Raw genomic sequence first — 23,280 nt, 5'->3', positions numbered from 1 at the left:
GGCGAGGGCCAGAAAGATTGCGATCGTCGACACATTCCCGTTCTCGCAACACACAGGAGGTCGCCAGGTGAACGTCACGGAGCTGCGGGCCACTGCCCGCCGACACCTCGGGCCGCACTTCACGCGCAAGGACACCTGGCAGAGCGAATTCCCGGTGTTCGTCCGCGGCGAGGGCAGCTACCTGATCGACACCGAGGGCCGCCGCCACCTCGACGGCCTCGCCGGGCTGTTCTGCGTCAACATGGGCCACGGCCGCGCGGACATCGCCAAGGCCGCGGCCGAGCAGGCCGGCACCCTCGCCTACGCCAGCAACTGGGGCTCGGCGCACCCGCCGTCGATCGAAGCGGCCCGGATCATCGCCGACCTCGCCCCCGGCGATCTGGGCACCACGTTCTTCGTGAACTCCGGCTCGGAGGCGGTGGAGACCGCGCTGAAGTTCGTCCGGCAGTACCACCGCAGCCAGGGCGCGCCCGAGCGGACGAAGATCATCAGCCGCGAAATGGCTTACCACGGAACGACAATGGGCGCGCTGTCGGTGACCGGGCTGCCGAAGATCAAGGAGCCGTTCGGCCCGCTGCTGCCGGGTGTCCGGCACGTCCCGAACACCCTCGGGTTCACCGGCGACTGCGGTCCGGCCGACCAGCTGGACTGCGTCCGCGCGATCGAGGCGGTCATCCTCGAGGAAGGCCCGGAGACGGTCGCCGCGGTCTTCGCCGAGCCGGTCCAGAACGGCCGGGGCGCGCTCGTTCCGCCGGAGGGCTATTGGCCGGCCCTGCGGGCGCTGTGCGACAAGTACGGCATCCTGCTCGTTTCGGACGAGGTCATCTGCTCGTTCGGCCGCCTCGGCCACTTCTTCGGCCACGGCCTCACCGGCGTGGTCCCGGACCTGATCACCTTCGCCAAGGGCTCCACGTCGGGCTACGCCCCGCTCGGCGGCGTGATCGTGCGGGAACAGCTGGTCACCGAGCTGTACGACTCCCCGAAGGGCGGCGTCTTCACCCACGGCGCCACGTGGGGCGGCCACCCGGTGTCGACCGCCGTCGCGGTAGCCAACATCAGCGCGATGCGCGACGAGAAAGTCCCCGAGCACGTCCTCGCCGAGGGCCCGAAGCTGCACGCCGCGCTGGAGTCGCTGAAGGACGCGCACCGGTGCGTCAAGGACGTCCGCGGCACCGGCTTCTTCTACGCGATCGAGCTGATGGCCGACCGCGACGGCGGCCGCGAGCTGACCGACCAGGAGTCGCTGACCGTCCTGCGGGAGGTCCTGCCGGAGTCGTTCCGCCGCACCGGGGTCATCCTCCGCGGCGACGACCGGGGCGCGACCATGCTGATGATCTCGCCGCCGCTGGTGGCCGACACGGACGTGCTGGACGAGCTCCTGCACGGCGTCGACGGCATGCTCACCGACGTGGAGAAGGCGATCCAGCCCTGACGGATAGCGACAGCGGGCGCTGGGTACCCCTTTGTTCCGAGGGTGCCCGGCGCCCGTCCTGCTGTCCGGGATCAGGCCGTTCTGGTACCGGAGCATGGCTAGCATCTGGCTCTCGCGGCGGGGCCTGTTCCTTCTTACGGTGACGGGAACCACACAGCAGCTCTCAGCGACATCGCGGCGGCGGCCGGCGCGGGGACATCGAGGTCCCCCGGCGCCGCCGGAAGGAGGAGACGTGGGTTCTGCACCGGAAACAGCCGCTGACAGCGGCCTCAAGCCGGGCCTCAAGCAACGCCACATGAATCTGATCGCGCTGGGCGGCGTGATCGGCGCCGGCCTGTTCGTCGGAAGCGGCGTGGTCATCCAGTCGGCCGGGCCCGCGGCGGTGGTCTCGTTCCTGATCGCCGGGCTGATCACCGTGCTCATCATGCGGATGCTGGCCGAAATGACCGTCGCGCGGCCCGCGCTCGGCTCGTTCTACGTCTACGCCAGGGAGGCGATGGGCAACCGGGCGGGCTTCACCGTCGGGTGGATGTACTGGTACTTCTTCGTGATCGTGGTGGCCGTCGAGGCGGTCGCCGGCGGCCGGATCCTGCAGCTGTGGCTGCCGAACGTGCCGCTGTGGGTGCTCAGCCTCGGGCTGCTCCTGCTGCTCACCGCCACGAACCTGGTCTCCGCGCGGTCGTACGGCGAGTTCGAGTACTGGTTCTCGTCCATCAAGGTCATCGCGATCCTGGTGTTCCTGGTGGTCGGCGCCCTGTACCTGTTCGGCGTCTGGCCCGGAGCCCACGGCGGCGTCGGCAACCTGGTCTCCCACGGCGGTTTCGCCCCGATGGGCATCGGCGCGGTCCTGGCCGCGGTCGTCCCGTGCGTCGGCTTCTACACCGGCGCCGAGATCGTCACCATCGCCGCCGCCGAGTCCGCCGAGCCCCGGCGCGCGATCGCCAAGGCCATGCGCTCCATCGTGTTCCGCGTCGTGCTGTTCTACGTCGGCTCGGTCTTCGTCGTGGTCGCGGTGAAGGCCTGGAACTCGCCGGACACCGCCGTCAGCCCGTACGCCGCGGTCCTGGACGTCCTGGGCGTCCCGGCGGTCGCGACGATCATGAACGCCATCGTGCTGACGGCAGTGCTTTCCTGCCTGAACTCGGCGCTGTACACGTCCTCGCGGATGCTGTTCGCCCTGACCCGCAACGGCGACGCCCCGAAGATGTTCACGAAACTGTCCCGCAGCGGCGTCCCCCGCCGGGCCATCATCGCCGGGACCGTCATCGGCTACGTCTCCGTCATCGCCGCGTACACCTCGCCGAATCTCATCTTCCAGTTCCTGGTGAACTCCTACGGCGCGGTCGCGCTCTTCGTGTACCTGGCCATCGCGCTGGCCCAGGTCCGCCTGCGGAAGCGCCTGCAGAACACCGACCCGGGCGCGCTGAGCCTGAAGATGTGGCTGTTCCCGTGGCTGAGCTACGCCACCATCGCGTTGATGGCAGCGGTCATCTTGGCCATGGCGTTCCTCCCGACGACCCGCTCGCAGTTCTGGCTGAGCGCGGTGACCCTGGCGTTGATCCTGATCGCGTACCAGTTCCGGAAGCGCCGTCCCGGGCCCGAGGCGGTCGCGGAGAAGAACGCTTCCCGGGGCGAGGCGGGGATCGCTTCCCCCTGATCGGCCTCCCGTTGGGTCCAGCCGGGCTCTGCCGTTCTCCGGCAGCTCCCGGCTGGACCCGCTTCCGCCTTTGGCTCGTGCCTCCGTCTGGCACCCCGCGATGCTGCGATTCTGGACCTACCGCCGCGGCCAGCCGTGCCGCAAGGTAGACCGGTCCCGCCTGCGCCGTGGAGGTCCGATGCCGAGCCGTTCCCCAGCCCGCCGATGACCTTCTGGCAGTTGTCCCCCGCGGCGATGGCTTTCGCTGTCGCCGCTTTGCTCGCCGGAGGCCTGATCCGCGGCTACTCCGGCTTCGGCGCGTCCCTGGTGTGGGTGAGCTGCCTCTGCCTGGTGCTCCCGCCGCCGGCCGTCATCCCGAGCACGCTTCTGCTGGAAATAGCCTCCAGCGTGAGCCTGCTGCCCAAATCCTGGCCGGACGCCAACCGCCCCTCCATCCGCTGGCTGCTCGCCGGAGCCCTCCTGGGACTGCCGATCGGCATCTGGTTCCTGGCGGCCCTGCCGGAGCGCGCGACAAGACTGACTGTGGGTTTGGTCGTCGGAATCTCCGCGCTAGCCCTGGCCCTCAGCCACCGAACCCATCGCCTGCCCGGCCGCCCCGCCTGCGCGGGCATGGGCACGGCCTTCGGCGTCCTGAACGGCGCGTGCGGAATGGGCGGGCCGCCAGTAGTCCTGATGTACCTGGCGTCCCCGCTGCCGATGGCGGTGAACCGCGCGAGCCTGGTCGTCTTCTTCCTGGCCGCCGACTCGATGACCGTGGCCACCGCAGGCACCGGCGGCCTGCTGAGCAGCGAGGTCCTCCTGCAAACCGCCCTGTTCCTCCCCGTCGCGCTCGCCGGAGTGGCGGCCGGAACCTGGCTGTATCGCCACGCCCGCGGCGATGTCCGCCGGATCGTCCTGGGAATCCTCGCCGTGCTTTCCCTGGCGCTGGTAGGCCAGGCGGTCGTCGCATGAGGCCGTGCCCCTCGTCCGGCGAGGCAGCCGCATGATCCTGGGCGCGTTAGCCGTAGCCTTCGCCGGCTTCATCGGCGGCCTGACCGGATTCGGCGCCTCTTTGGTGGGCACTCCCCTGCTGCTGCTCATCGGCTTCCCGCTGCCGCAAGTGGTGGTCATCAACCTGATCGCCACCATGATCACGAGACTCGCCGTGCTCCACCGCGAACGCGAGCACATCGCCTGGCGCAGAGTCGCTGTCCTGGGCGCCGCAAGCCTCCCCGGGGCCGCCGCCGGAGCCCTCACGTTGCACCTGCTGCCACCCCACGCCCTCCGCATCCTGGCCGGCGCCGTAGTAGTGCTTTCCGGCCTTCGCCTGCTCCTCCGCCCCGCCCGCGAGCCCCACCCGGCCACCCCGGTCAAACAAACGATCGCCGGCCTGCTGGGCGGCTACCTCTCCACCACGACCTCCCTGAACGGCGCACCGCCGGCCGTCCTGCTCGCCTCGGCAAAAGTCCCGCCCCGAACCTTCGTCGGCGACCTGGCAGGCTATTTCGTGGTGACCAACTGCCTGTCCCTGCTGCTCCTGATCACCGCCGGGCAATTCGCCACCGCGAACCTGGGCCCCCAGCTCCCGCTCCTGGTCGCGGCCGCCCTGGCAGGCAACATCCTCGGCGGACGCCTCATCGGAAAAGTCCCGCGGACGGTATTCGACCGGGCGATCGTGGGGTTGATCGTGGTATCCGGCTTGGTGACGATGATCGGCGCTTGACCCAGGTGTCTCGCTCCCCCGGGGTTCTCAGCCGCGGACGCCCGTCCCGCCAGGCCGAGCCTGGCAAGATCAGCACCAGGCCCGCTCCGGTCGCGGGATCCGTATGCCTTGCCCCGCCCAGGCAGGCCGGTGACCTGCGGATATTCGACCGGGATTCCGAATGTCGAAAACAGATGATCATCTCATGCGAGCCCTCGGCACGGTTCCATACCCCCCCGAAACGACGTGTTCTGCCGTCGTATACTCTCTTCATCAGCAAGTCCGAGTGGCGGAATGGCAGACGCGCTAGCTTGAGGTGCTAGTGTCCTTAACGGACGTGGGGGTTCAAGTCCCCCCTCGGACACACACATTATTCACCCGTGGAGAGGCCGTCAGATCGACGGCCTCTTTTTCATGGTCGAACCGCAGGTCAAGAGCAAGGTCCCGGTACAGCTGGGCCAGCTTCCCCGGCTCCGAGTCGGTCAGCGCCGCGCCGATATTCCCGAGCGAATCGATCATCGCGTAGACCTCGGCCTCGCTCAGCCCGGCGGGTTCCCCTGCGGTCACCAACTCAGCCTGTGCCACTGCTCTATCCGCTTGCGCCTCGTTCATGCCCTCCACGACCGCCGCCGGATCGACGCCGGCCGCGATCGCGTCCTGGAACCGCCGAAGCTTGACCTCGGCCTCATCCAGCCGACGGCGCGCCGCACCATCGCTTCCCGACCTCGCTGCGGGCTGTGCCTCCACCAGGCGCTTGACCGTCCGGTCGACGTTCCTCGGGTCGAACAGCTCCCCAATCCAGCCGTTCACCGCATCCCGCAGCGGCTCTTCCCTCAGGTAGATCGTCGGCGGGTGAGTCGCCAAGGCTGGTGAGCCCGGAGCGAGCGTCCGCGCCGGGCATCGGTAGTACATGCCGTGCTTGCGCGGGCTGCCCTCCATCTTCCGTCCGCACGCCGCACAGCGGATCAAGCCTCGGAACAAGTACGGGTGCTTGACCGCGCGCGCAGACCGCTCCGTCTTCCGCGCGGTCCGCAGGCCGCCAGCGGCCTTGGAACGGCGCAGCAGCTGAGCCCGCGTGAAGTCCTCCACCGAGATGATTTCCGGATGAGCAGGCTTGCGCGAGCGGACAACGCGGTCCGGTGCTGCCCGCCGGAACCGCACGACATTCCCGGCCGCCACGTCCTCCGGGTCCAACAGCATCTCCTGCCGCGTCCAACGCCCGAAGAACGCGTAACCGGTGTACCGCGGGTTCTCCACGATCGACCGCACCGTGCTGCCCTGCCAGCCGTCCGCGAACCGATGCCTGTTCTGCTCTGGCTTGTGCGCCGACGGGCACGGAATCCCGAGCCGGTTCAGCTCATTGGCGATCGCCCGGTCGCCCCAGCCGTCCAAGTAGGCGGCGAAGATCCGCCGGACCACGTCGGCGGCGAACTCGTCCACAGCCAGCAATCGCAGCCGGAAGCCCTCCGCCGCCTTCCGCGGATTCGGATGCGGCCCGCCATCTACCACCACGTACCCGTATGGTGCCCGGCCACCCTGATGGCGGCCCTCGTTGATCACCTGTGTGTCCATCGCCGCCCGCACCCGAGCCTGAACGTGCTGCCGCTCCGACTCGCTCATCCCGCCGAGCACGCTCATCAGCATCTTGTGCGATGGATTCCGAGGATCGAACTTCCCACCCAGCTCTGGCACCCACAGGTCCACGCCGTAGGCCGCGAACCGTGGCGCGATCAGCGAGAACTGGTTGCCGAACCAGCATCGCGTGCCCTCGCCGACCACGATCGCATCCCACCCGCGCCGCGGATCCTTGAGCGCAGCCAGCAGCCGAGAAGCCTCATTCCTCCGCTCCCACGGGACTGACCGCGACTGGCCTACATCGAAATACTCGGTGGTCACGCGCCCGCCGAACGGCTCCACGAACTTCCGCGCGTTACCGAGTTGCCAGCCCAACGACGTCTCCGGGTCCTGGTTGTCCTCCGTCGAGCACCGCCCGTAGAACGCGACCGGCCCGATGCCCTCGTCAACCGGCTCGACCGCCTGGACACCCAGAATCTCATCCAGCGTTACCCACGGATCGCTGATGAAATCAGCCGTCATGCTGCACCCCCTCGACTGGTTCCGCGTCCGGAACCGCAGTCAGTTCGATCAGAATCGCCAACAGCGCTCGCGCCGCAGGCACGGTCAGTGTCGGTGCCTTACCTGGCAGGATAACCTGGACCTCACTCGGTGAGCGGTCGCGGCGCGTCATGATGCACCACCCCCGCTTGCGTCGGCTCGCGTTCGCTCCTGCTCGATCGATGCACTGATTTCAGCCCGCAGGTACCCACGGACCTGCCGAACGCGCCCGTCCTCGGCTTGCACACGTCCGCGTGTGCCCTGGCAACCAAGGTCCGCCATCAGCTGCGCGAACTCCTTCGCGTCTACCGCCAACGCCTCGACCAGCTCAGCCGTCGGGATGAACTCCCGCTCGTCGCCGTCCAGGTAGGCAGCGAGGGAAGCGAGCGGCTCCGGCAGCACGGCAGGCGTTGTGACCTCCGCCTGCCCGAGCATCTTCAAGGTGTTCTCCAGCGCCAAGTCCGTCCCGGCCGCGTGCCCGGTCAGAGTTCCCTCAGCTTCACGCAGCTCACGTCCGCGGCGACAGATCGTCTGCCAATCCTCATTCGGCATGTAGTACGTCCGCACAGTCAGCGCCAGCACGTCCCCGCCAGCCTGCGCATCGCCGTCCGGCCGAAGAATCCCAACCCCCTTGTGCGACGCGAGCAGCCGACTGCTGTCATACCCACGCGTGTTCATCTGCTCGCCGAGCACGATGTTGCTGTCGCGCCAGTCCATGACCCGCAACGCAAACCGCGACCCCAGCACGGCCCGCAGCCCGGACGGGATGGTCTTCGAATCCGGCCGCTGCGTCGCCAACACCAGCACAATCCCGGCAGCCGGCCCCTTCTTCGCCAGCCACGTCAACAACTCGCCGACATACTCGCCTGCGGTCAACGTCTTGCCCTCGACCTTGACCGGAGTCCGGTCCTCCAGCGGAACCTGCACCTCGTCCACGAAAATCGCCGTAATCGGCATGTCCAACGCACGGTCCCGCGACATTGCCGGCGTCACCTTCGACTCCGGACAGGTCTCGTCGTCCAGCTCCCGCATCCGCCGGAACCGGCCTTGCACTTCGCCGACCAGCTCCACCAGCCAGCCGACCAGCGCCAACACATGCTCTGGCTCATCGCCCGACATGAACCGATGCGCCACACGCCCAGCCGCGTCCCAGTCCTTACCAGCCTTGAAATCCGCCACGTACAGCCGCGTGAACGGGTCAAGCACCAGCCCGGCCGCAGCCAACCGCGCCGCGAATGTCTTGCCCTGCCGCGGAATCGCACCCACCAGCAGCGACGTCCACACCAACGGAAGATCCACCCGCCGGTCCCGCGCATCCCGTCCGAACGGGACCGGCCGCCACGCGTCCCACCGCGCCGCATCGAGCAACGGTGTCCGCCGTGGCGGAGATGCGTACGGATCTTCATCGGCAACCCACATCGCGACCCGGCCAGCATGCCCGCCATTGCCGCGCACCCGCTCCACGATCAGCTGCACCTCGTCGACCGCAAGCGCCGACGCCAGCGCCTCACGGTTTTTGATCACGTCCGCGGCCTTCCGCGTAGCGGGAAGATCCACGGTGATCGCCCAGCCGTCTCCCATCCGCGTCGCGCGCTCGACCAGCCGCAACGTCTCGTCCTTGCCGACCAGCTTCGCGTCCCGGAACGCGTCGACCAGTACTTGCGGATCCATCGTCCAGCGCAACGTCCGCGGCCCGGCGAGCACCGCTTTCCGCCCTGGACTCCCTTCGCGCTGTCGCCCGAGCACGGCCAGCGCAACCGCGAGCACTCCGCCAGCAACCCAAAGAGCAACGGCTCCGTAAACCAGGTGAGCCACCAGCGTGGCCGCAGCTGCTCCAGCTGCAACCGCACCGGTGACCTTCCACCGAAACAACGTCAGCGCCCGGATATCGGCAAACTTGTCCGCCAACTTCTCCGACTGCTCCGCCGCCTCCCGGAAATCCCGGACTGTCACCCAAGCTCGCCACCACCGCGCAGCAGCGACCAGCCCACGCGCCACCGCACCTAGACAACGGAACGGCGAGCGCAGCACACCCGCAACAAAGTCCTTCGCGGCTTGCCGTGCCTGGCTCCGGTCCTTCAACCAAGTCGGCACCCACCGGGATCGGAGCCACCAAGACTCGAACCGCTTTCGCGGCCGAGGCTGGGGCAACGTGTCATCCACCAGTTCCCCGTCGAGTATCGGGTCCGCCTTGACCAGCGCGTCGTCAGCCATTGGCCACCTCCGCGCGCAACGCCCGAGCCAATCGCGGCGACAACCCGCGCGAACACCCGGTCTCCTGCCGAACCCACGCCGGCGTGATCTCCACTCCCGGTGCCCAAGCCGCCCGCGCCTCGGCGAGGTAGTCCGCGAAGAGCTTCCGCCGCCCGCTCTCAACCGGACGAACGACTCGACGCTCACCAGCAGCAACGAGTACGGCATCGGTCAGCTTGTCCCGAAGATCAGTGACAGCCTCCACCGCCACAAACACCACCAACGGCGGAACGGAGTGCAACACGATCGCCGCAGCCTCACCGGCCATGAACGACGTCCAGGTGTTCATGACATACGTCGCCGCCAGCGTGAACCACTTCGCCCGCCGCACCCACGGCCCCGTCCGAACCTGGTACCGCGCCGTCACCTGTTCCGCCCGGAGAATCGCGAGCAGCACCAACGAAACCGTCGGATCCAACACCCACGCCGCCAGCCACGGCAACGACCACACCGCCGTATCCGCCGACGCGAAGGTCTGCACGTTTGTCATCGTGAAGCCCAGCCCGAGCACGATTCCAGACCACGCCATCCAGTCGACCTGTCGCCGCACCCGCTCAATCCGCAGCGCCACCACGTCCGGATCCGTCTGGTACGCCCGAACCTCCGCAGCCTCAGCCGCGTCCTGCGCCAACTTCTGCGCCCGACTCATCGCCGACCACCCCGCTTCGAGGTGTCGACCGTCGTCACAGTCAGCGCCCGAGTCAGCGCGTGCGCCGCAAACAGCGCAGGCAACCCCAACACCGCCAGCAAGACCCACGTCCCGCCCTGGTGAGCGATCACCACCCACTGAACCGCCACGATCAGCGCCGCGTTGAACACGACCCGCCCAGCCAACGACACCAGTCGCGCCCCAGACCGCGCCTTCTCCGCAGCCGCCTTCGCCCGGCGCGCACCCGCACGCCACACCCAAAACAGCACCAGCAGCACGCCGACTCCGGCCACGAGCTGCGTCGGTGTCACGGTCAGTCCGTTCATAGCGCACCCCCGGCCCGCTCGCCGCGGCGCAGCCAATGCGGGTGCAACGCCCGCCGATCGTCGTCAGTCATCCCGCCCCAGACCCCAACCGTCGCCGCACCGGCCGTCCGCAACTCCAGTTCCAGGCACATGTCCCGGACCGGACATCCGCCGCACATCCGCGCGGCAAGTTCCGCGTCCGACGAGGCGGGCGGCGGGTCACCGTCCGGTGGCCACATACAGAGTCCATCCCTGGTCACGACGTCGTAGAGCACATCGGACGGCACCCAACGGAGCGCGTCGAGCCGCCAAGCAATCCCGATCAAGGTGAGTTCGTCCATCACGCCGCACCTCCGCGGAGGACGCGCGTCAGCTCGGTGGACGGGATCCGCAGCCCTTCCCGGCGACGGACCACCCGCAGCTTGCGACTCCGGATGGCCCGGCTGACCGCGCCCCGCGAGACGCCGAGCAGCCAAGCCGCTTCATCCGGCGTGTGAAAAGTGACATTCGAGTTCATAAGAAAAGGCCAATCTGATGATTTCAAGACTATGTTGTTGATTTCAGCTGCCCGAAGGGCATAGATATCCGACGCGCCGCGGAACACCCGCTACGCGGCGCGAGAAAAGCGCAATGACGCGCTAATCTCGGCGCTGAGGCGGAGCGCGGAGGAATAGGTGTCGGAGGATTGGGCGGCGGTCGCGAAGGCGATCGACATGCGCGTGCACGAACTCGGCTGGCGACAGCGAGAGCTGGCGGAGCGGTCGCACGTGTCGCAGGCGATCGTGCGCGAGCTGCAGCACCACACGGTCGAGCGCCGACGGAGCGCGCGCACGCTCGAAGCACTCTCGACCACGCTCGGCTGGCACCCGCAGCATTTGCAGGCCGTGCTGCAGAACCGCACGCCGCCGCACCCCGACGAGCCGGCCGACGACGGTAGCGAACTCTCGACCCGTCTCGACGCGCTCGAACAGCGCCTGGACGAGATCTTCGACCGGCTGGACGACGTCCAGACCAGCCTGGCGACCGTCGTCGACCACGTGCAGAAGAAGCGCTGACGGCTTGCGCTTCGGGCTGATGAACCAGGTGATTTCCATACCCCGAATTCAAGGCCGAAACGGCGACCGTTCCCATGCATCGCCAGTGCATGAGCAGTGCACGACTAATGCAGCTTCGAATTCGGAATGCGCGCGCCGATGAATCCGGCCGACGAATGGACGGGCCGCACCGCATCAGCGCTGCAAGCCGCTCTCCGAATGAGCAACGAGGGTTTCGCCGCACACCTAGGCATCGGCGTCCGCACGGTCGCGTCCTGGCACCAAAAGCCGGACCTGCGCCCGCGGTCGGAGATGCAACAGGTGCTCGACCGCGCGTACGAGCAAATCGGTGACGCCGAGCGCGCCCGCTTCGCCGAGCTGACCGGCACCGCACCGGCCGAGACACCCGGAGATCCCCGCCTGGACGACGACCCGAACATCGCGTCCGCGCTCGAATGGATCGACCAGCACGCACACTGGTCGCCCGGAACCGCCCGCCGCGCAGTCGCCGCCAAAGCCGCACAACTGGACACCCAAGCCCTGCGCGACCGCAGCACCCGCCGTAGCTGGGTCACCCAACGCGACACCGCCGACGCACTCGCCACCTACTACGGCACCCGGACCGGCGACCACGGCCTTTACACCGCCCGAGTCAGCACCGAACTCGTGAACACCAGCGTCCTGACCTGCGCGAACTGGCTAGACCTCGACTGCGAGCTGCGGCCCGCATCAGACCGATTCCAGGTCGCCACCGCGCAACCCGAGGCAGACCTGGCCCTCGACGAGCGCGCTGCAACCGCAGCAGTTCACCGCCTCGCCGAGTCGCTGGCCATGAACACCCGCCTCGTGAACAGCCCCCTGTACCGCGCGCTTGCCCTCGATATTGCTGAACACCAGCTCGCCGGATCCTTCGGCACCACGCACTTCGTCCACTACGCCTTGACGCTGGACCTGCTGGAGGGCGAACTGGTCGACGCCATCATCGCTGGCGGACCGCTCAAGCTCCCGTTGCGAGACCGCTACCTCCCCGACCTCGCGTCCGTCCTCAACGTCAGCGACCGCCTCTGCGCCGGCGGCGCACTAGCCCTCACCGCCATTGCCCGCCCCACCGACCCATTCCGCGGAGAAGCCGACTACGTCCTGCTAGTCCAAGAACGCTCGGGCAACGTCCTGAACGCCGCGCGCCGCCTGGCCGTCATCCCGAAGGGCTTCCACCAGCCCCTCACCGACGTCCGCCGCGACGCGCAGATCGGCGCGACCCTCCGCCGCGAGATGGAAGAGGAACTGTTCGGCCGCCCCGACATCGATAACACCGTCGCCGACTCGCTGACCGCAGACCCGATGCACCCGACGCTGATGTCGGAGCCGATGCGGTGGCTCATGCAAAAACCCGGCCGCCTCCGTATGGAGACGACCGGGTTCGGGCTGAACTTGGTGAGCGGCAACTTCGAGTTCGCCAGCCTCATCGTCATCGAGGACGAAGAGTTCTGGAACCAGTACGGCGGAGTCGTCGCCGCGAACTGGGAATCCTCGATGCTGCGCCAGTATTCGACCACGGACATCGAGCTTCTGACCGAACTGCTGACTGATGTAGCGTGGAGCAACGAAGGTTTGTTCGCCATGACGCAAGGACTTCGACGCCTCGCGGAAATCGGCGGAGACCGGGTGCGCCTGCCAACGATCGAGTGGGAGATCAGCGAGTGACCGAGGGTTGGACCAGCGGCAATGCCAACGAAGACGCCGCAGGCAACCGCGGCTGGCTGGTCGGCCACTTCCTTGACCCCTCGCACGGAGTTCGAGCCACGAACGACGTAGAAGTCAAGTGGGCCAACCACCCCGCAGGAGACAAGCGTCCCGAGTGGACGGCCGACGACCAGCGCACCACGCTCGTCATGCTCATCTCCGGCCAGTTCCGCATCGACGTCACCGGCGGCACGAAAACCATGTCACACCAAGGCGATTACGTCATGTGGGGTCCAGGCGTCGACCACTCCTGGGAAGCGCTCGCCGACTCCGTCGTGCTGACCGTCCGGTGGCCTTCAGCCATGTAAGTCGATCGACGGCAACGACACCCTTGCGCCGCCGATTTCCGACAATCGGCGCAGGCCCAGCAGGAACGCGAACAGGCCTTCGTTCGTCCACTTCTCGTCGGTGATCAGCTCGCCGACCAGCTCCCGGTCGAGCGACGAGTACTGCCGCATGCCTGAGACTTCCCAGTTTGCCTCGACAACGCCGCCGAAGCGCGGCCAAAACTCCTCGTCTTCGATCACGACGACCGCCGCAAACTCGTAGTTGCCGCTGACCAGGTTGAACCCAAAGCCCGTGCACTCCATCCGCATGCGGCTCGGCTCTGCCGTCAGCCACCGCATCGGCTCCGACAGCCGCGCCGGGTGCATCGGGTCTGCTGCGCGCTGCACCTCTGCCGTGGTGTCGACGTCGTCCCGGCCGAACAACTCTTCCTCAAGCTCACGCCGGAGCGTCGCACCGATCCGCGCGTCGCCGCGCTGGTCCGCAAGCGGCCCGTGGAACCCCTTCGGGATCACAGCGAGCCGGCCCGACCCGTTGACCACGTGGTTTGATCGCTCCTGGACGAGCAGGAGATAGTCAGCCCCACCGCGGGCGGGATCCGCCGGCCGCGCGATCGCTGTCAGTGCCAGTACCCCACCAGCGCAAAGGCGGTTATGCACGTCGAGAACGCTCGGGAGATCCGGCAGCAGATCGCTCCGCAGCCACATCTCACCGGCCGCCAACTCCCGTTCGAGCAGGTCAGGCCCCAACGCGTAATCCATAAACGATGCCGTGCCGACCGTTCCGCCCACCTGGCCAGCGCGCACGTCGACGTCAAGCAGCCGATACAGCGGGCGGTCGGCAATGCGGACGTCCGCTTTCTCGGCCTCCGATAGCCGGGACACGGCGACGTCCGGTGCCGCACGTCGCACCGGCGCATCCGCATGCAGATCAAGCTTGAGCGCGTCCCCACCGACGTCCAACGAGCAGCGGAGATCAGTCCAGCCCGGCCTGGTCAGCACACTCGTGGCGACCCCGTCGCCATCGACCTCCGCAGCGAAGTAGCAGTGCTCGCCGTACAACGTGCCGTAGTACCGCCGCAGCACCTCGGCCTCCGCCGACCGACGACCGGACAGGCCCCCGCGCCTCGCTTTTGGTCGCGCCGCTCGCCGAGCAGTTCCGGAAGCCCACCCCGCCGACCGGTCCAGCCAGGCAAATGCCGACGCAAGCGCGGACCCCTCCGCCTCGAACGAGCCTTCGCCGAAGAATGCCCGCACCTCCGCGACCGGCCGCCCAAGCACCCGCCCCAGCTCCGGCCACTGGTGAGGCAGCGGACGATGCCCGCCGGATTCCCAGCGTGCAACGGTCGTCCGGTCGACACTAAGCACCGCAGCAAGCGTCTCCTGGGTGTGGCCAGCATCCTCACGAGCCAAAATCAGCGCTTCCCGACGCTTGCCCATCGCCCTGCTTCACCCCTCCCGACCTGTCAAGTCGGACAATAGCAAATGCAGACACAGGTCAGCGGTACAAGTGCCACAGCCTTGCCACACGCACGCCGTGGTCTCGCGTCCGTCGCTGGACTTGAATGATTTCAACAGCCCACGCCAGCACAAGACATGTTCGATCCCCATCGACACGAACCGCTGTGACGCCACTCGCAGCGGCTGCCAATGGCCCGAACTGACCGCCTCGGGCGCACCGGCGGACGCACCACGGGACACGTCACAGCCGTCACAACCGTGTTCCCCCAGCGCACAACCGCTTTCGTCGTGTCACGCCGCCCCACGCCCTCCCGGCACGCTGTGACAGCTCCGAGACACCTCGACCACTGGTACGGAGACCCTCATGCAAGCGCTGATCTTCATCGACCTCGACCACGTACACCCAGTCATAGAAGGCGTATGGCACCGCTCCGCGCTCGATTCCGTCCCGGACCCCGGAGACGACGTAACCATGCTGTGCGGCCTCACCGCGCCTGCCGGTTTCCGGCCACGTGACACGCGCGCCCCCAACGGCGCCCTGCTCACGTGCGTCTACTGCGACTACCAGTACCGCCGCGCCCGCGGGATCCCGATCCGGCCGGACCATCCCGGGCTGCCACGGTCGCGCCCCAAATAGGGCTTTCACCCACTACAAGCAGGAACGAAGCAGAACCGCCATGCCGTCCAGTCCTCGCACACGCATCCTCGGCACCACCCTCCGCAGTGCGCGGATCGAAGCAAACTTCGGACTCCGTGAACTCGCGCGCCGGATCGGCATTGCACCTGCGGTGCTCTCCAGCTGGGAGCAGGCGCGTCGCATACCAAACATCAGCGATGTTGCATGCATCCTCGGTGCGATCGGAGCGACGGGTCATGCGAAACGCGACATCCTCCGCCTGGCTAGCGGCACACCAGGAGAGTCTTGGGTAGTCCATGGCGCGCCGCTATCGCCGGCGCGTACAACAGCCCTTTTAACCCATGGACTAGCTGCTCATAGCGTAGTGACATGGAACCCGCTCGTAATCCCCGAACTGCTCCACGTCATCCACCAGCGGCCCGAGCCGTGCTCCACCCCGATCGAAGCGTTCATCTCAGACCGAGCGTTCGATGCCGACGACACTAGCGTCGCGACGCTCCGACGACAGCTGCATTCGCTCCCGCGGTCGGCCACATCAGGATCCCAACTGTTGACGCTGCGAATCGTTCAAGCAGAGCTTGCCTGGCGCAGCGGCCTCATCACCGCCTTCGATCGATATAGCATGCCGGATGGCGGAATTGTCATATATTACAGTCAGCGGGACGCTGGCATCCTAATCGCAGACCAAGATACTCCACCATCGCACTGTGAAACAGATATCAAAATACTGCGCAAGATCGCACATCCGCAAATATAGATCGACCGACTTATTCTTGCTGCAGCACATATCATGCTTCCTCGATCAACACAACCCTCCACCCAGTGGATCCGATGACCCTGCCCAGGGGGTAACAATCTTAAATCAAACCACGTTATTCCACATCATTACTTGCCAGGCCGCTGCTCAGTTAGCCAGGCCTTACTTAACAAGGGCGAGCACGGCTGCCACCAGTGCGAGAATTGACAAAGCGGCCGCCGCGCGTTGAAGTCTCGCGTTCGTTATGGCTTGACGAAGCTCAGCGGAAGCCCGGAAGTTCTCGGTGATTGATTTAGTATAATTCTCCAGCGAGGTCGCGCGGTGCCGAATCGAATCGCGCATAGACGAGCCGAGCTCCCCTGCAGCTCGCGGTAGCCGGGCTTTTATCACCTCCGGAACCCGCTCTCGATACTCAGGAGTGTCACCTCGGAATTTTGTCACATCCTTCGTAATTTCCAGTATATCCTGAATAACCACAGAGGCATCCAGTCCGTCTCCCATCAAGTACTCTTCTAGTCGCTTCGCCTCCTTTACTGGCCGCCGTGGAAACTTTTGAGATTGAGCATTGTCTCGTATTTCCCCTAATCGATCATCGTAGATTGAAAGTAAAGACGCCAAGGTAACTTTTACAGCTAGCGGCGAGTGACTGTCGTGAAACTTTTGGGTCACAGACCAGACGCTAGTCGGGTCTTGAGTATTCGCCACTTGCACGTCGTCGCGTCTCGCTGCAACAGTTACGATGCTGCGCGTCTCCGATCCGATACCTCTATACTCAGAAAGAAACCAGCCCGGCTGGTTAACTGATTCCCAGGATCCGTACACTCGGTCGAGATCTAATTCTGACAACCAGCCCCCCTTATCCTGAAATGGCCTCTCGCCGCCTATGAGAAATACTCTTATTGTCGGCCTTGTTTTCCGGTCGTATTGCGCGAACCTCCCCGGATACTCCTTCGAAAGCCAGCGATGACACGCCGATTCCATTGCTTCTACTTTCCCGAAGGCGGCTTCTCGCTTGGCATCAAACGCACTGCGAATATTGGATTCGACACGAAACCGCTTAGGTCGAGAAAAAGGGATGCGCGACCGTATTGGGCCTGCAAATCCAAAAACTCTGATGCGAGCGGGACCCGATTCGTCACGGTAGTCGGTTCGAAGAACACCCGAAAGATCGCCGTGGTTTTCTTTTATAGTAAAAGTCGTGACAACAATAGAAAGCGATGCTGTCAGATAGTGCAGCTTAACCCATGCGGCATCTACGAATTCGGGCAAATTCGGGTCATGTTTACCATTCAAAGAAAACTGACCTGGCCTCCTTACGTAGCCTAGGTTCTGCCACCCGGAAAACTGGCCTTGCCGATTCAGTCGTAGCTGCTCACGCGCACTTACTCCATGTCGTCGCCGATCCCCGTCTTCGAGACTTTCATATAGGCGCGAAACAGTGGATGGAGTGAACGCTTCTGCGAACATAACTGCCCCGAAGTGGGCCGTCTCGCCAACAGGCAGCCTCGTGCGATCATTCTCACGCTTCTCAAACTCTTGATGTAGTCCACCCGGTTCGTGATCCGCTAGCTTTTTCAGCGAGTGGACTGATCGCCTATCCTTCCATCTCTGTTTTTTGACGAGCCCGCTTCCCTTCAGGGGCTCTTCATTTACCTTATCGGGACCCCCTCCACTATTCTCACCTGAATTGACTTGTTCATTGCCACTCGCCTCGCTCAATTACACTCCAGTATTGCGCAGCACTCAAAGTATCCTTGTGATAGCATTACCGGTTCTCATAAGCCGCCGGTAATCAATGTCTCCCAAGTCCATCACCCTACCACGGCAATAAAAATCGCTAACGAGCTGAGAGCCTTACGGGAAAGATATGCGAAGTCGCGCAAGGTTTCCTTTCATTCTTCCATCGGTTCGGTCGATCGAATATTGATCAGCAAATTTGAGTGCAGACTTGAAAAAAGCGGCAAAACCGCTTCGTTGATCCTAAACCCGCTCGCCCAGCCGAACCCTGGTGCATCAGTCCCGTAGTCGGTGTCGAGTATCTGCACCGCCTCGGATGCCACAAATCCCATATCGCGCATCTCGTCCGTGATTCTATTGACCGGACGCGTAAACCCTATCAATTTGCGATCCTGCGAGTATCTACCGATCTTATAGACTTCAGACCTGCTAATGTACCCGTCCCCACCAAGTGCAGCTTCTGCTATTGCTGCCGCCTGTACAGGTGCCTCGGAGTGGAGCTTGCTCAGAACAGCTGACAGCCCAACGGTTGTCCAGCCCCCGAACTCACTTTCAACCCCTTCCCCCTGGGAGAGGAGTTCGTCTACACGGTTAACGTCTTTTACCGATTGCGCTTGGACTTCAACCTGAAGCACGCGACTCGCGTGCTCAAGCAACGAGCCTGGTCGCATGAGGAATAAACTCACGCCTGCAAGCTCACGCATCTCGTTGCTTAGCTCTGGACGAGGGCCCCGGCGCAGCTCACCTGGCTCGATACGCCACCAGTCCTCTTTTAGATCATTTGTTACAAATACCACATCACGCTGTCGACGCTTCGCTTCGCGTACAAGTTGCGTCCAGACTAGGTAGTCGCCTGCAGCTCGTTCACCCTGCGATTTTGCTTTATCCTTGTATCCAGGAGGAATCTGAAGCTCGACTCGGCGCAGGCCCTCTTTTACGGCCTCATCGTATTCGGGTTTCTCCAACGGCTCGCCAATATGCCCATCTAAAGTCCGCTCCAGTTCCCCTAGAACCAAGTCTTCATGTGTACTACTGCGAGCCTTTTCGGACTGGCCATCGTCGTGCCTCTCAATTTCTTCGGACACTTTTCCAAAAGCATCGGATATGATACTGATCATCCGGTCTAGATCACCCTGAGCCAGGAACACCCGATTACCCCAGGATCGAATGACCTGGACAGATTTGTTTTTTTCAGTAGCCAGTTCGCCGACGGTCCTAGTTGTATCTTTGCGTTCACGAAGGGTCGATTCCCTATGTCTCCAAAACTCCCGAATAACCTGGTGAGAGACCCACAGGTTTTCACCAAGGTTAGCCAAGACTTCAAGCAAATCCGATCGTGCTTGATCCGTGTACCTATACACATTTAGAAGGACGTTCGCATCGACACTGATGAGGCCCTCCTTCAGCAGAGCCGCGTAATCTGAATCTGTCGGCGTCTTATACGCTTCAAAGTCACTGTATATGCCGCGAGCCCTGTCGGTGGCGGGAAGCTTGGCGGAAGGGATGGCGCTGATGTCATCCAAGTGCTCACGGGTCATAGGTAAAGCATCGAAGTTCCTTCATCGACAGTTACACTTCAGGCTAGCGTCACTTATTGGATTCATTTCTGCATCGACTTGATACCGTCTTCTAGCTCGCAGGGTCCAACTCCGTGTTGGAGCAGGAGAACGAGGTCTTCCGCAAGGCAGCGGCCTACCTCGCGCAGGACAATCTCCCGGGAAAATAGCCTTCCCGCTAGTGGCGTGAACTGGCCGCGGCCGGCGCCCCTGTGCGGGTGCCGGTAGCGGTGACGTGCAGGGTCTTGGGCACCTCCCGGCAGGCCTGCTGCCGATGGCGCGTAGCCCCGGTCTGCAACAGGACTACGACGACGCGCATTTGATCAACGCCGCACACCTGTTCGGAGGCTTAAGGCAAGGTCGACAGGTGCAGCTCACTCGTCGGATTGGAGTCCCGCCGCGCGCGCTTGTTTCAGGGGGAGGACGTCGCCGCGGACGATTCGCGCCATCAGTCCGGTCCTGGCCCCGCTGGCCGGAAGCAGACGGAATCGGCTGCGCTGCTTCACCCATATGCACTGACGGCGATCGCCGGCGGGATCGTCGTCACCCCGGCCCGCTGCGAACCGGGCATGGCCTCCTCCGGGGAAATGTGCGAGTGCGGCCAGATCCGTGATCGAGGGTGACGTCAACCGACGCTAGGCACCGCGGCCACTACGGTCTGAACCGAGCGGGCGACCTGAACGACAAACCGGCTGCCGCTATCGCCGTACCCCGTGGCTTGTTTCGGCGTGTCGGCCTCCGTGTTCCGCCGGCAGCATGATGGGCTTGACGAAGAGAGTACAACTTCCGAGCTGGCCTGCGTCCGTGGGCAGTTCAGAACATCTAGCAGGAGTGTGGCCATGGGTGACGAAAACCCGCCAACCGCCGACGCCCCACAGCAGACGGGGCTGTCGAACGCGTCTTCGGAGGAGCCGTTTGTGTATCCGACGATAGGGACAGAACGGGTCATCGAGAAGGACGCGGGTCGGAGCCGTGTTGAGACACGAGGGATCAGCGAGGACCACCGTCGAGGCTAGATACTGTCATGGCGAACGACGAGTCACGGTCGGCCGGCATCTCAGCGGCTGCGCTGGCCGGCCCAATGATCGCCGCTTTGATCACCAAGGAAGCGGAGAAAGCGGAGGCCCCGCGTCCTCGGTGCAGTCGCGGGGCCTGGCAGTGATCAGCTCGTCTGGCACCTTGGTCACACTGTTGCTCGGGCTGGCGGCCCTCGCGACCAAGGCCCAAAACTTCGTCCTTCCGGGGAGTACGAAGCTACCGCTGTGCCTGGCCGCCGCATCTCTCGCGCTCGCTGCGATCTTGGGTATTGCGACGAACTTGCCGCGCGGCGTCGAGGTGGTGGTGCTCAGGAACTTGCGGCCCCTTCTTGACGACCAGGCGTGGAAAGCTCCGGAGGTTCACGCACACAGAGAGATCGCGCGGACTCAACTAACCGCGGTCGAGTCAGCGCGCAAGCGGAACATAAAGGTTGCTCGGCTGCTTACCACCGCGATCTCCTTCGAGATCATCGGCATCGGCGGCATCATGTGGAGTGTCCTACGTTTGGTACTGGCAAAATAGGACTGACATGACCGTCTTCGAGATCGAGCGAGCGCTGACATGACGAGCATCGAGGGGCCCGTCATCGGGTGGCTCCTGACGAAACTTGGCCCCGTCGGCCGGTGGCTCAATCGGCAGGTTCGACCGGACCACCGCCCGATCACTGGGCGGCAGCGTAGCCCTGTGCACCAGTACTACTCGTTTTGCCTATTCGTCGCTGTCGCTCCGAGCGATTCTGCCGGTCATCGATTGCCGGTTGACTTCATGAGCGCCGCTCACGACATCGTCGCAGATCAACTGGCGGACCTATTCACGGAAAGTGCCGACTACAGCGGGCCAGATCTGGTCCGATATTGCCAGCCCGTCCCCGGTCTAGCCAACGCATCCAGCTGGATCAGTTTTTATCCGACGGGGTTAATAGAGTTGATGTGGAACCTCGCGGTTCCTCCGTCGACGACCCTGCCTCTTGACGAGACGCTCTCGGTGCTCGGTCGGCTTCATGACGTCGTGCGGTCCGAGGCCTATCGCAGCGTCCATCGACATCGGAGGTTCGAGCGGTGGCGGCGCCTCGACTGGCGCATCGGCGTCAACGCCCTGGCCGTGAGCCACGACCAGGGGGGAAGTATCTGGTGGACCGACCTGGCCACGTCGACCGCCTTGCCAACGAAACGGATGACGGATCCACGACCGAGTTGCGGACCAGACGGATATGGCAGCCGTTCGCTCAACGGGGTCTCGTGCAACGCTCCTCTGCCTGTGATTCTTCAGCCCTTCCTGGAGGAACTGTTGGCGGCTGCGGGTTACACGAACTCGGACGACATACGACGCTGCGCCAATGACATAACCGCAGGAGTCTGACCGACGAGCCTGCTATCCGGACGCACTCGACTCACTGGCATGTGGACCACCGCCATCAACCAACGCGCGCTACGGCCGCAGAGTCATCTGCTCGCCGACGGTAAGCCAGCGCCAAACCGACGGGCCGGCTTCTGAGGGAAAGCTGTGTCGTTCACTGGGTCAGGTGGAGGCGTGTGAATAGTGAGCAACTCGCCCCTCGGACACGCGTACTAACCCTACGGGGTGGGCGGATGGTCACATCGACCATCCGCTCTTTCGCGTTATAGACCAGTTCCAGGCCGATCTCCTCGTATAGCTCTTGCAGCCGGGCCGGGCTCGCGCTGATCACCTGTCTCCCGGCGTCCGCCAGCGAGTCGACCAGCGCCTCAACGTCCGCTCTCCCCAGCTCTGAACCAGCCGGAGTCCTCGCCAGCTCCTCTGCCGCCGCGTCGCGTTCCTCCCTCGCGCGGTTCAGGGGTTCGATCAGCGCTTCCAGGTCCGCACCGGCCTCGATGGCCTGCGTAAGCCTCGCCAATCGAGTCTTCGCTTGAGTCAGCCGCCGCTGAGCATCCGCGGTGCGCTGCGGGTTGACGTTCACGTCGCCAGCGACGCCCAGCATTGCGTCCACAGTTGCGTCACGTTGATCCTCCGAGAACGCATCGTGGATGTAGCTGTTCAACGGACCTAGCAACGCCGCTTCCGGCAGATAGATGTTCTTCGGGTGATCAGCCAGAGCCGGTGAGCCAGGGACAAGCGTCCGGGCGGCGCAGCGGTAGTAGATCCGCGTGTCCCGCGGCGTCCCCTCCATCTTGCGCTTGCAGTGATCGCACCGGACTCGTCCGCGAAACGCGTAATGGTCATGGCCTGATGACACCGGTCGCTCGTCGGCTTCGGGGAACAGGTTCTCGTGCTCCTCGGCGGGCTCGGTCCGGTGCTCCGACGGCGCGTCGGCGAGGGGGCTGCAGTCCAGGTCGAGCGCAAGCTGCCCCGGCGGCCTTCCGGGGCAGACGACTTCTCGCGCAGCGGCTGGCCGGAGTTCGCGAGTCTCGCGACCGCAGAAGATCTTCAGATCCCGGTCGCGAAGGCCCTCCCGTATCTCCCGCGGGCTGCGGTCGCCCTCCGGCCGGTCCGCCGGAAGCAGACCTGCCGCAGTCTGCAGCAGATGTTGACGAGCAGGCGCAGTGCCGCAAGGGCCAGCGGCACGAGCAGCGCCGCCCACAGCGCCCGGTTCTAGGCTCGTAGCCGGGGGCGTTGATCGCCCAGTTGTCGTTGCAGGATGGCGAGTTGATTGCGCAGAGCGAGAATTTCGATGTCCTTCTCGCGGTTGCTCATCGGCAGTAGATCCAATACGGCGAAGGCGTGAGCGACGGCGAGATAGGCGAAGCGAGCGAGCACGAGCCGCGATCAGTCACCCGCCGATGACCCCTGACCTGTATGGACGGACCATTCGGCACGCACAATGCCGGGCCACCAAGATCCTCCTGAAAGCAGCACGGGCATGACCGCTTCGAGGAAGCCCGTCTCAATCGCGTTCTCGACTTCGCCGACGTCGCGAGCGTGGCTCCGTTCTTCGTCGCCGAAGCTCGGGCTTCGTGCCCAGCCG

The 23,280-nt window shown here is 64.8% G+C and carries 21 protein-coding genes, 1 tRNA gene and 1 pseudogene; 13 read left to right on the top strand and 10 right to left on the bottom strand.

Annotation, left to right across the window (positions count from 1 at the left end; genetic code table 11):
- The first annotated feature begins 67 nt into the window (after positions 1-67).
- The 5 genes from L942_RS29575 (at position 68) to L942_RS29555 (ending at position 5,134) form a co-directional block, all read left to right on the top strand.
- Positions 68-1,432, top strand: coding sequence for an aspartate aminotransferase family protein (locus tag L942_RS29575; protein ID WP_037366891.1), 1,365 nt, complete (start codon positions 68-70; stop codon positions 1,430-1,432).
- 295 nt (positions 1,433-1,727) lie between these two features.
- Positions 1,728-3,089: an amino acid permease gene (locus L942_RS29570; protein ID WP_051166349.1), complete on the top strand. Its 1,362-nt coding sequence runs from the start codon at positions 1,728-1,730 to the stop codon at positions 3,087-3,089.
- Positions 3,090-3,293: 204 nt separating this feature from the next.
- A complete protein-coding gene (locus L942_RS29565) occupies positions 3,294-4,040 on the top strand; it encodes a sulfite exporter TauE/SafE family protein (protein ID WP_037366885.1) in 747 nt (248 codons plus the stop codon).
- A 31-nt stretch (positions 4,041-4,071) separates the two neighbouring features.
- Positions 4,072-4,791 (top strand): sulfite exporter TauE/SafE family protein, encoded by a 720-nt coding sequence (locus L942_RS29560; RefSeq protein ID WP_037366884.1) that lies wholly within the window; start codon positions 4,072-4,074, stop codon positions 4,789-4,791.
- A gap of 259 nt (positions 4,792-5,050) precedes the next feature.
- Positions 5,051-5,134 (top strand) — tRNA-Leu (locus L942_RS29555).
- On the opposite strand, the gene L942_RS43255 is transcribed toward L942_RS29555, so the two are convergent.
- The 6 genes from L942_RS43255 to L942_RS43250 all read right to left on the bottom strand — a co-directional run bounded on the left by L942_RS43255 (position 5,116) and on the right by L942_RS43250 (position 10,609).
- Positions 5,116-6,867: a recombinase family protein gene (locus L942_RS43255; protein WP_081655286.1), complete on the bottom strand. Its 1,752-nt coding sequence runs from the start codon at positions 6,865-6,867 to the stop codon at positions 5,116-5,118. The genes L942_RS29555 and L942_RS43255 overlap by 19 nt on opposite strands.
- A 147-nt stretch (positions 6,868-7,014) precedes the next feature.
- On the bottom strand, positions 7,015-9,099 hold the full coding sequence (locus L942_RS29550) for a cell division protein FtsK (protein ID WP_051166336.1): 2,085 nt from the start codon (positions 9,097-9,099) through the stop codon (positions 7,015-7,017).
- On the bottom strand, positions 9,092-9,787 hold the full coding sequence (locus L942_RS29545) for a hypothetical protein (protein WP_037366881.1): 696 nt from the start codon (positions 9,785-9,787) through the stop codon (positions 9,092-9,094). The genes L942_RS29550 and L942_RS29545 overlap by 8 nt, the downstream gene beginning before the upstream one ends.
- Positions 9,784-10,113 carry a hypothetical protein gene (locus L942_RS29540; protein WP_037366878.1) on the bottom strand — a complete coding sequence of 110 codons (330 nt, stop codon included), beginning with the start codon at positions 10,111-10,113 and terminating at the stop codon, positions 9,784-9,786. The genes L942_RS29545 and L942_RS29540 overlap by 4 nt, the downstream gene beginning before the upstream one ends.
- Entirely contained in the window at positions 10,110-10,433 is a 324-nt protein-coding gene (locus tag L942_RS29535; protein WP_037367070.1) for a WhiB family transcriptional regulator, read from the bottom strand. Before L942_RS29535 ends, L942_RS29540 begins: the two co-directional genes overlap by 4 nt.
- Positions 10,433-10,609, bottom strand: coding sequence for a helix-turn-helix domain-containing protein (locus tag L942_RS43250; RefSeq protein WP_081655285.1), 177 nt, complete (start codon positions 10,607-10,609; stop codon positions 10,433-10,435). The genes L942_RS29535 and L942_RS43250 overlap by 1 nt, the downstream gene beginning before the upstream one ends.
- Before the next feature lie 157 nt (positions 10,610-10,766).
- Between L942_RS43250 and L942_RS29530 the strand changes: the two genes are divergently transcribed.
- The 3 genes from L942_RS29530 to L942_RS29520 all read left to right on the top strand — a co-directional run bounded on the left by L942_RS29530 (position 10,767) and on the right by L942_RS29520 (position 13,177).
- Positions 10,767-11,147, top strand: coding sequence for a helix-turn-helix domain-containing protein (locus L942_RS29530; protein ID WP_037366876.1), 381 nt, complete (start codon positions 10,767-10,769; stop codon positions 11,145-11,147).
- A 138-nt stretch (positions 11,148-11,285) separates the two neighbouring features.
- Positions 11,286-12,830 (top strand): hypothetical protein, encoded by a 1,545-nt coding sequence (locus tag L942_RS29525; protein ID WP_037367069.1) that lies wholly within the window; start codon positions 11,286-11,288, stop codon positions 12,828-12,830.
- Entirely contained in the window at positions 12,827-13,177 is a 351-nt protein-coding gene (locus L942_RS29520; protein WP_037366874.1) for a hypothetical protein, read from the top strand. The genes L942_RS29525 and L942_RS29520 overlap by 4 nt, the downstream gene beginning before the upstream one ends.
- Here the strand turns inward: L942_RS29520 and L942_RS29515 are convergent.
- Complete coding sequence (locus tag L942_RS29515) at positions 13,166-14,593, bottom strand: helix-turn-helix transcriptional regulator (protein ID WP_081655284.1); 1,428 nt, start codon at positions 14,591-14,593, stop codon at positions 13,166-13,168. The two genes, L942_RS29520 and L942_RS29515, sit on opposite strands and share 12 nt — an antisense overlap.
- 385 nt (positions 14,594-14,978) lie before the next feature.
- Between L942_RS29515 and L942_RS29510 the strand changes: the two genes are divergently transcribed.
- Positions 14,979-15,251 (top strand): zinc finger protein, encoded by a 273-nt coding sequence (locus tag L942_RS29510; RefSeq protein ID WP_051166335.1) that lies wholly within the window; start codon positions 14,979-14,981, stop codon positions 15,249-15,251.
- A gap of 40 nt (positions 15,252-15,291) precedes the next feature.
- A complete protein-coding gene (locus L942_RS46230) occupies positions 15,292-16,008 on the top strand; it encodes a helix-turn-helix domain-containing protein (protein WP_106965080.1) in 717 nt (238 codons plus the stop codon).
- Between the two features lie 162 nt (positions 16,009-16,170).
- On the opposite strand, the gene L942_RS44550 is transcribed toward L942_RS46230, so the two are convergent.
- Both L942_RS44550 and L942_RS44545 read right to left on the bottom strand, forming a co-directional pair.
- Positions 16,171-17,727 carry a hypothetical protein gene (locus tag L942_RS44550; RefSeq protein WP_158684561.1) on the bottom strand — a complete coding sequence of 519 codons (1,557 nt, stop codon included), beginning with the start codon at positions 17,725-17,727 and terminating at the stop codon, positions 16,171-16,173.
- Between the two features lie 173 nt (positions 17,728-17,900).
- Complete coding sequence (locus tag L942_RS44545; RefSeq protein ID WP_158684560.1) at positions 17,901-19,283, bottom strand: PIN-like domain-containing protein; 1,383 nt, start codon at positions 19,281-19,283, stop codon at positions 17,901-17,903.
- A gap of 113 nt (positions 19,284-19,396) precedes the next feature.
- Here L942_RS44545 and L942_RS45595 point away from each other — a divergent pair.
- The 3 genes and pseudogenes from L942_RS45595 to L942_RS44540 form a co-directional block, all read left to right on the top strand.
- Positions 19,397-19,635: pseudogene (locus tag L942_RS45595) on the top strand (IS3 family transposase); the annotation flags it as partial.
- 845 nt (positions 19,636-20,480) lie between these two features.
- Positions 20,481-20,861, top strand: a complete 381-nt coding sequence (locus tag L942_RS29500) for a hypothetical protein (RefSeq protein WP_158684559.1) — start codon at positions 20,481-20,483, stop codon at positions 20,859-20,861.
- 39 nt (positions 20,862-20,900) lie between these two features.
- Positions 20,901-21,698, top strand: coding sequence for a hypothetical protein (locus tag L942_RS44540; RefSeq protein ID WP_158684558.1), 798 nt, complete (start codon positions 20,901-20,903; stop codon positions 21,696-21,698).
- 151 nt (positions 21,699-21,849) lie between these two features.
- Here the strand turns inward: L942_RS44540 and L942_RS44535 are convergent, their stop codons facing one another.
- On the bottom strand, positions 21,850-22,896 hold the full coding sequence (locus tag L942_RS44535; protein WP_158684557.1) for a zinc ribbon domain-containing protein: 1,047 nt from the start codon (positions 22,894-22,896) through the stop codon (positions 21,850-21,852).
- Positions 22,897-23,280 lie beyond the last annotated feature (384 nt).

The organism is Amycolatopsis orientalis DSM 43388, from assembly GCF_000411975.1.
Taxonomy (GTDB): Bacteria; Actinomycetota; Actinomycetes; order Mycobacteriales; family Pseudonocardiaceae; genus Amycolatopsis; species Amycolatopsis orientalis_D.
Note: the sequence above shows the minus strand (reverse complement) of the source record. Positions and strands in the feature narration are given on the sequence as shown.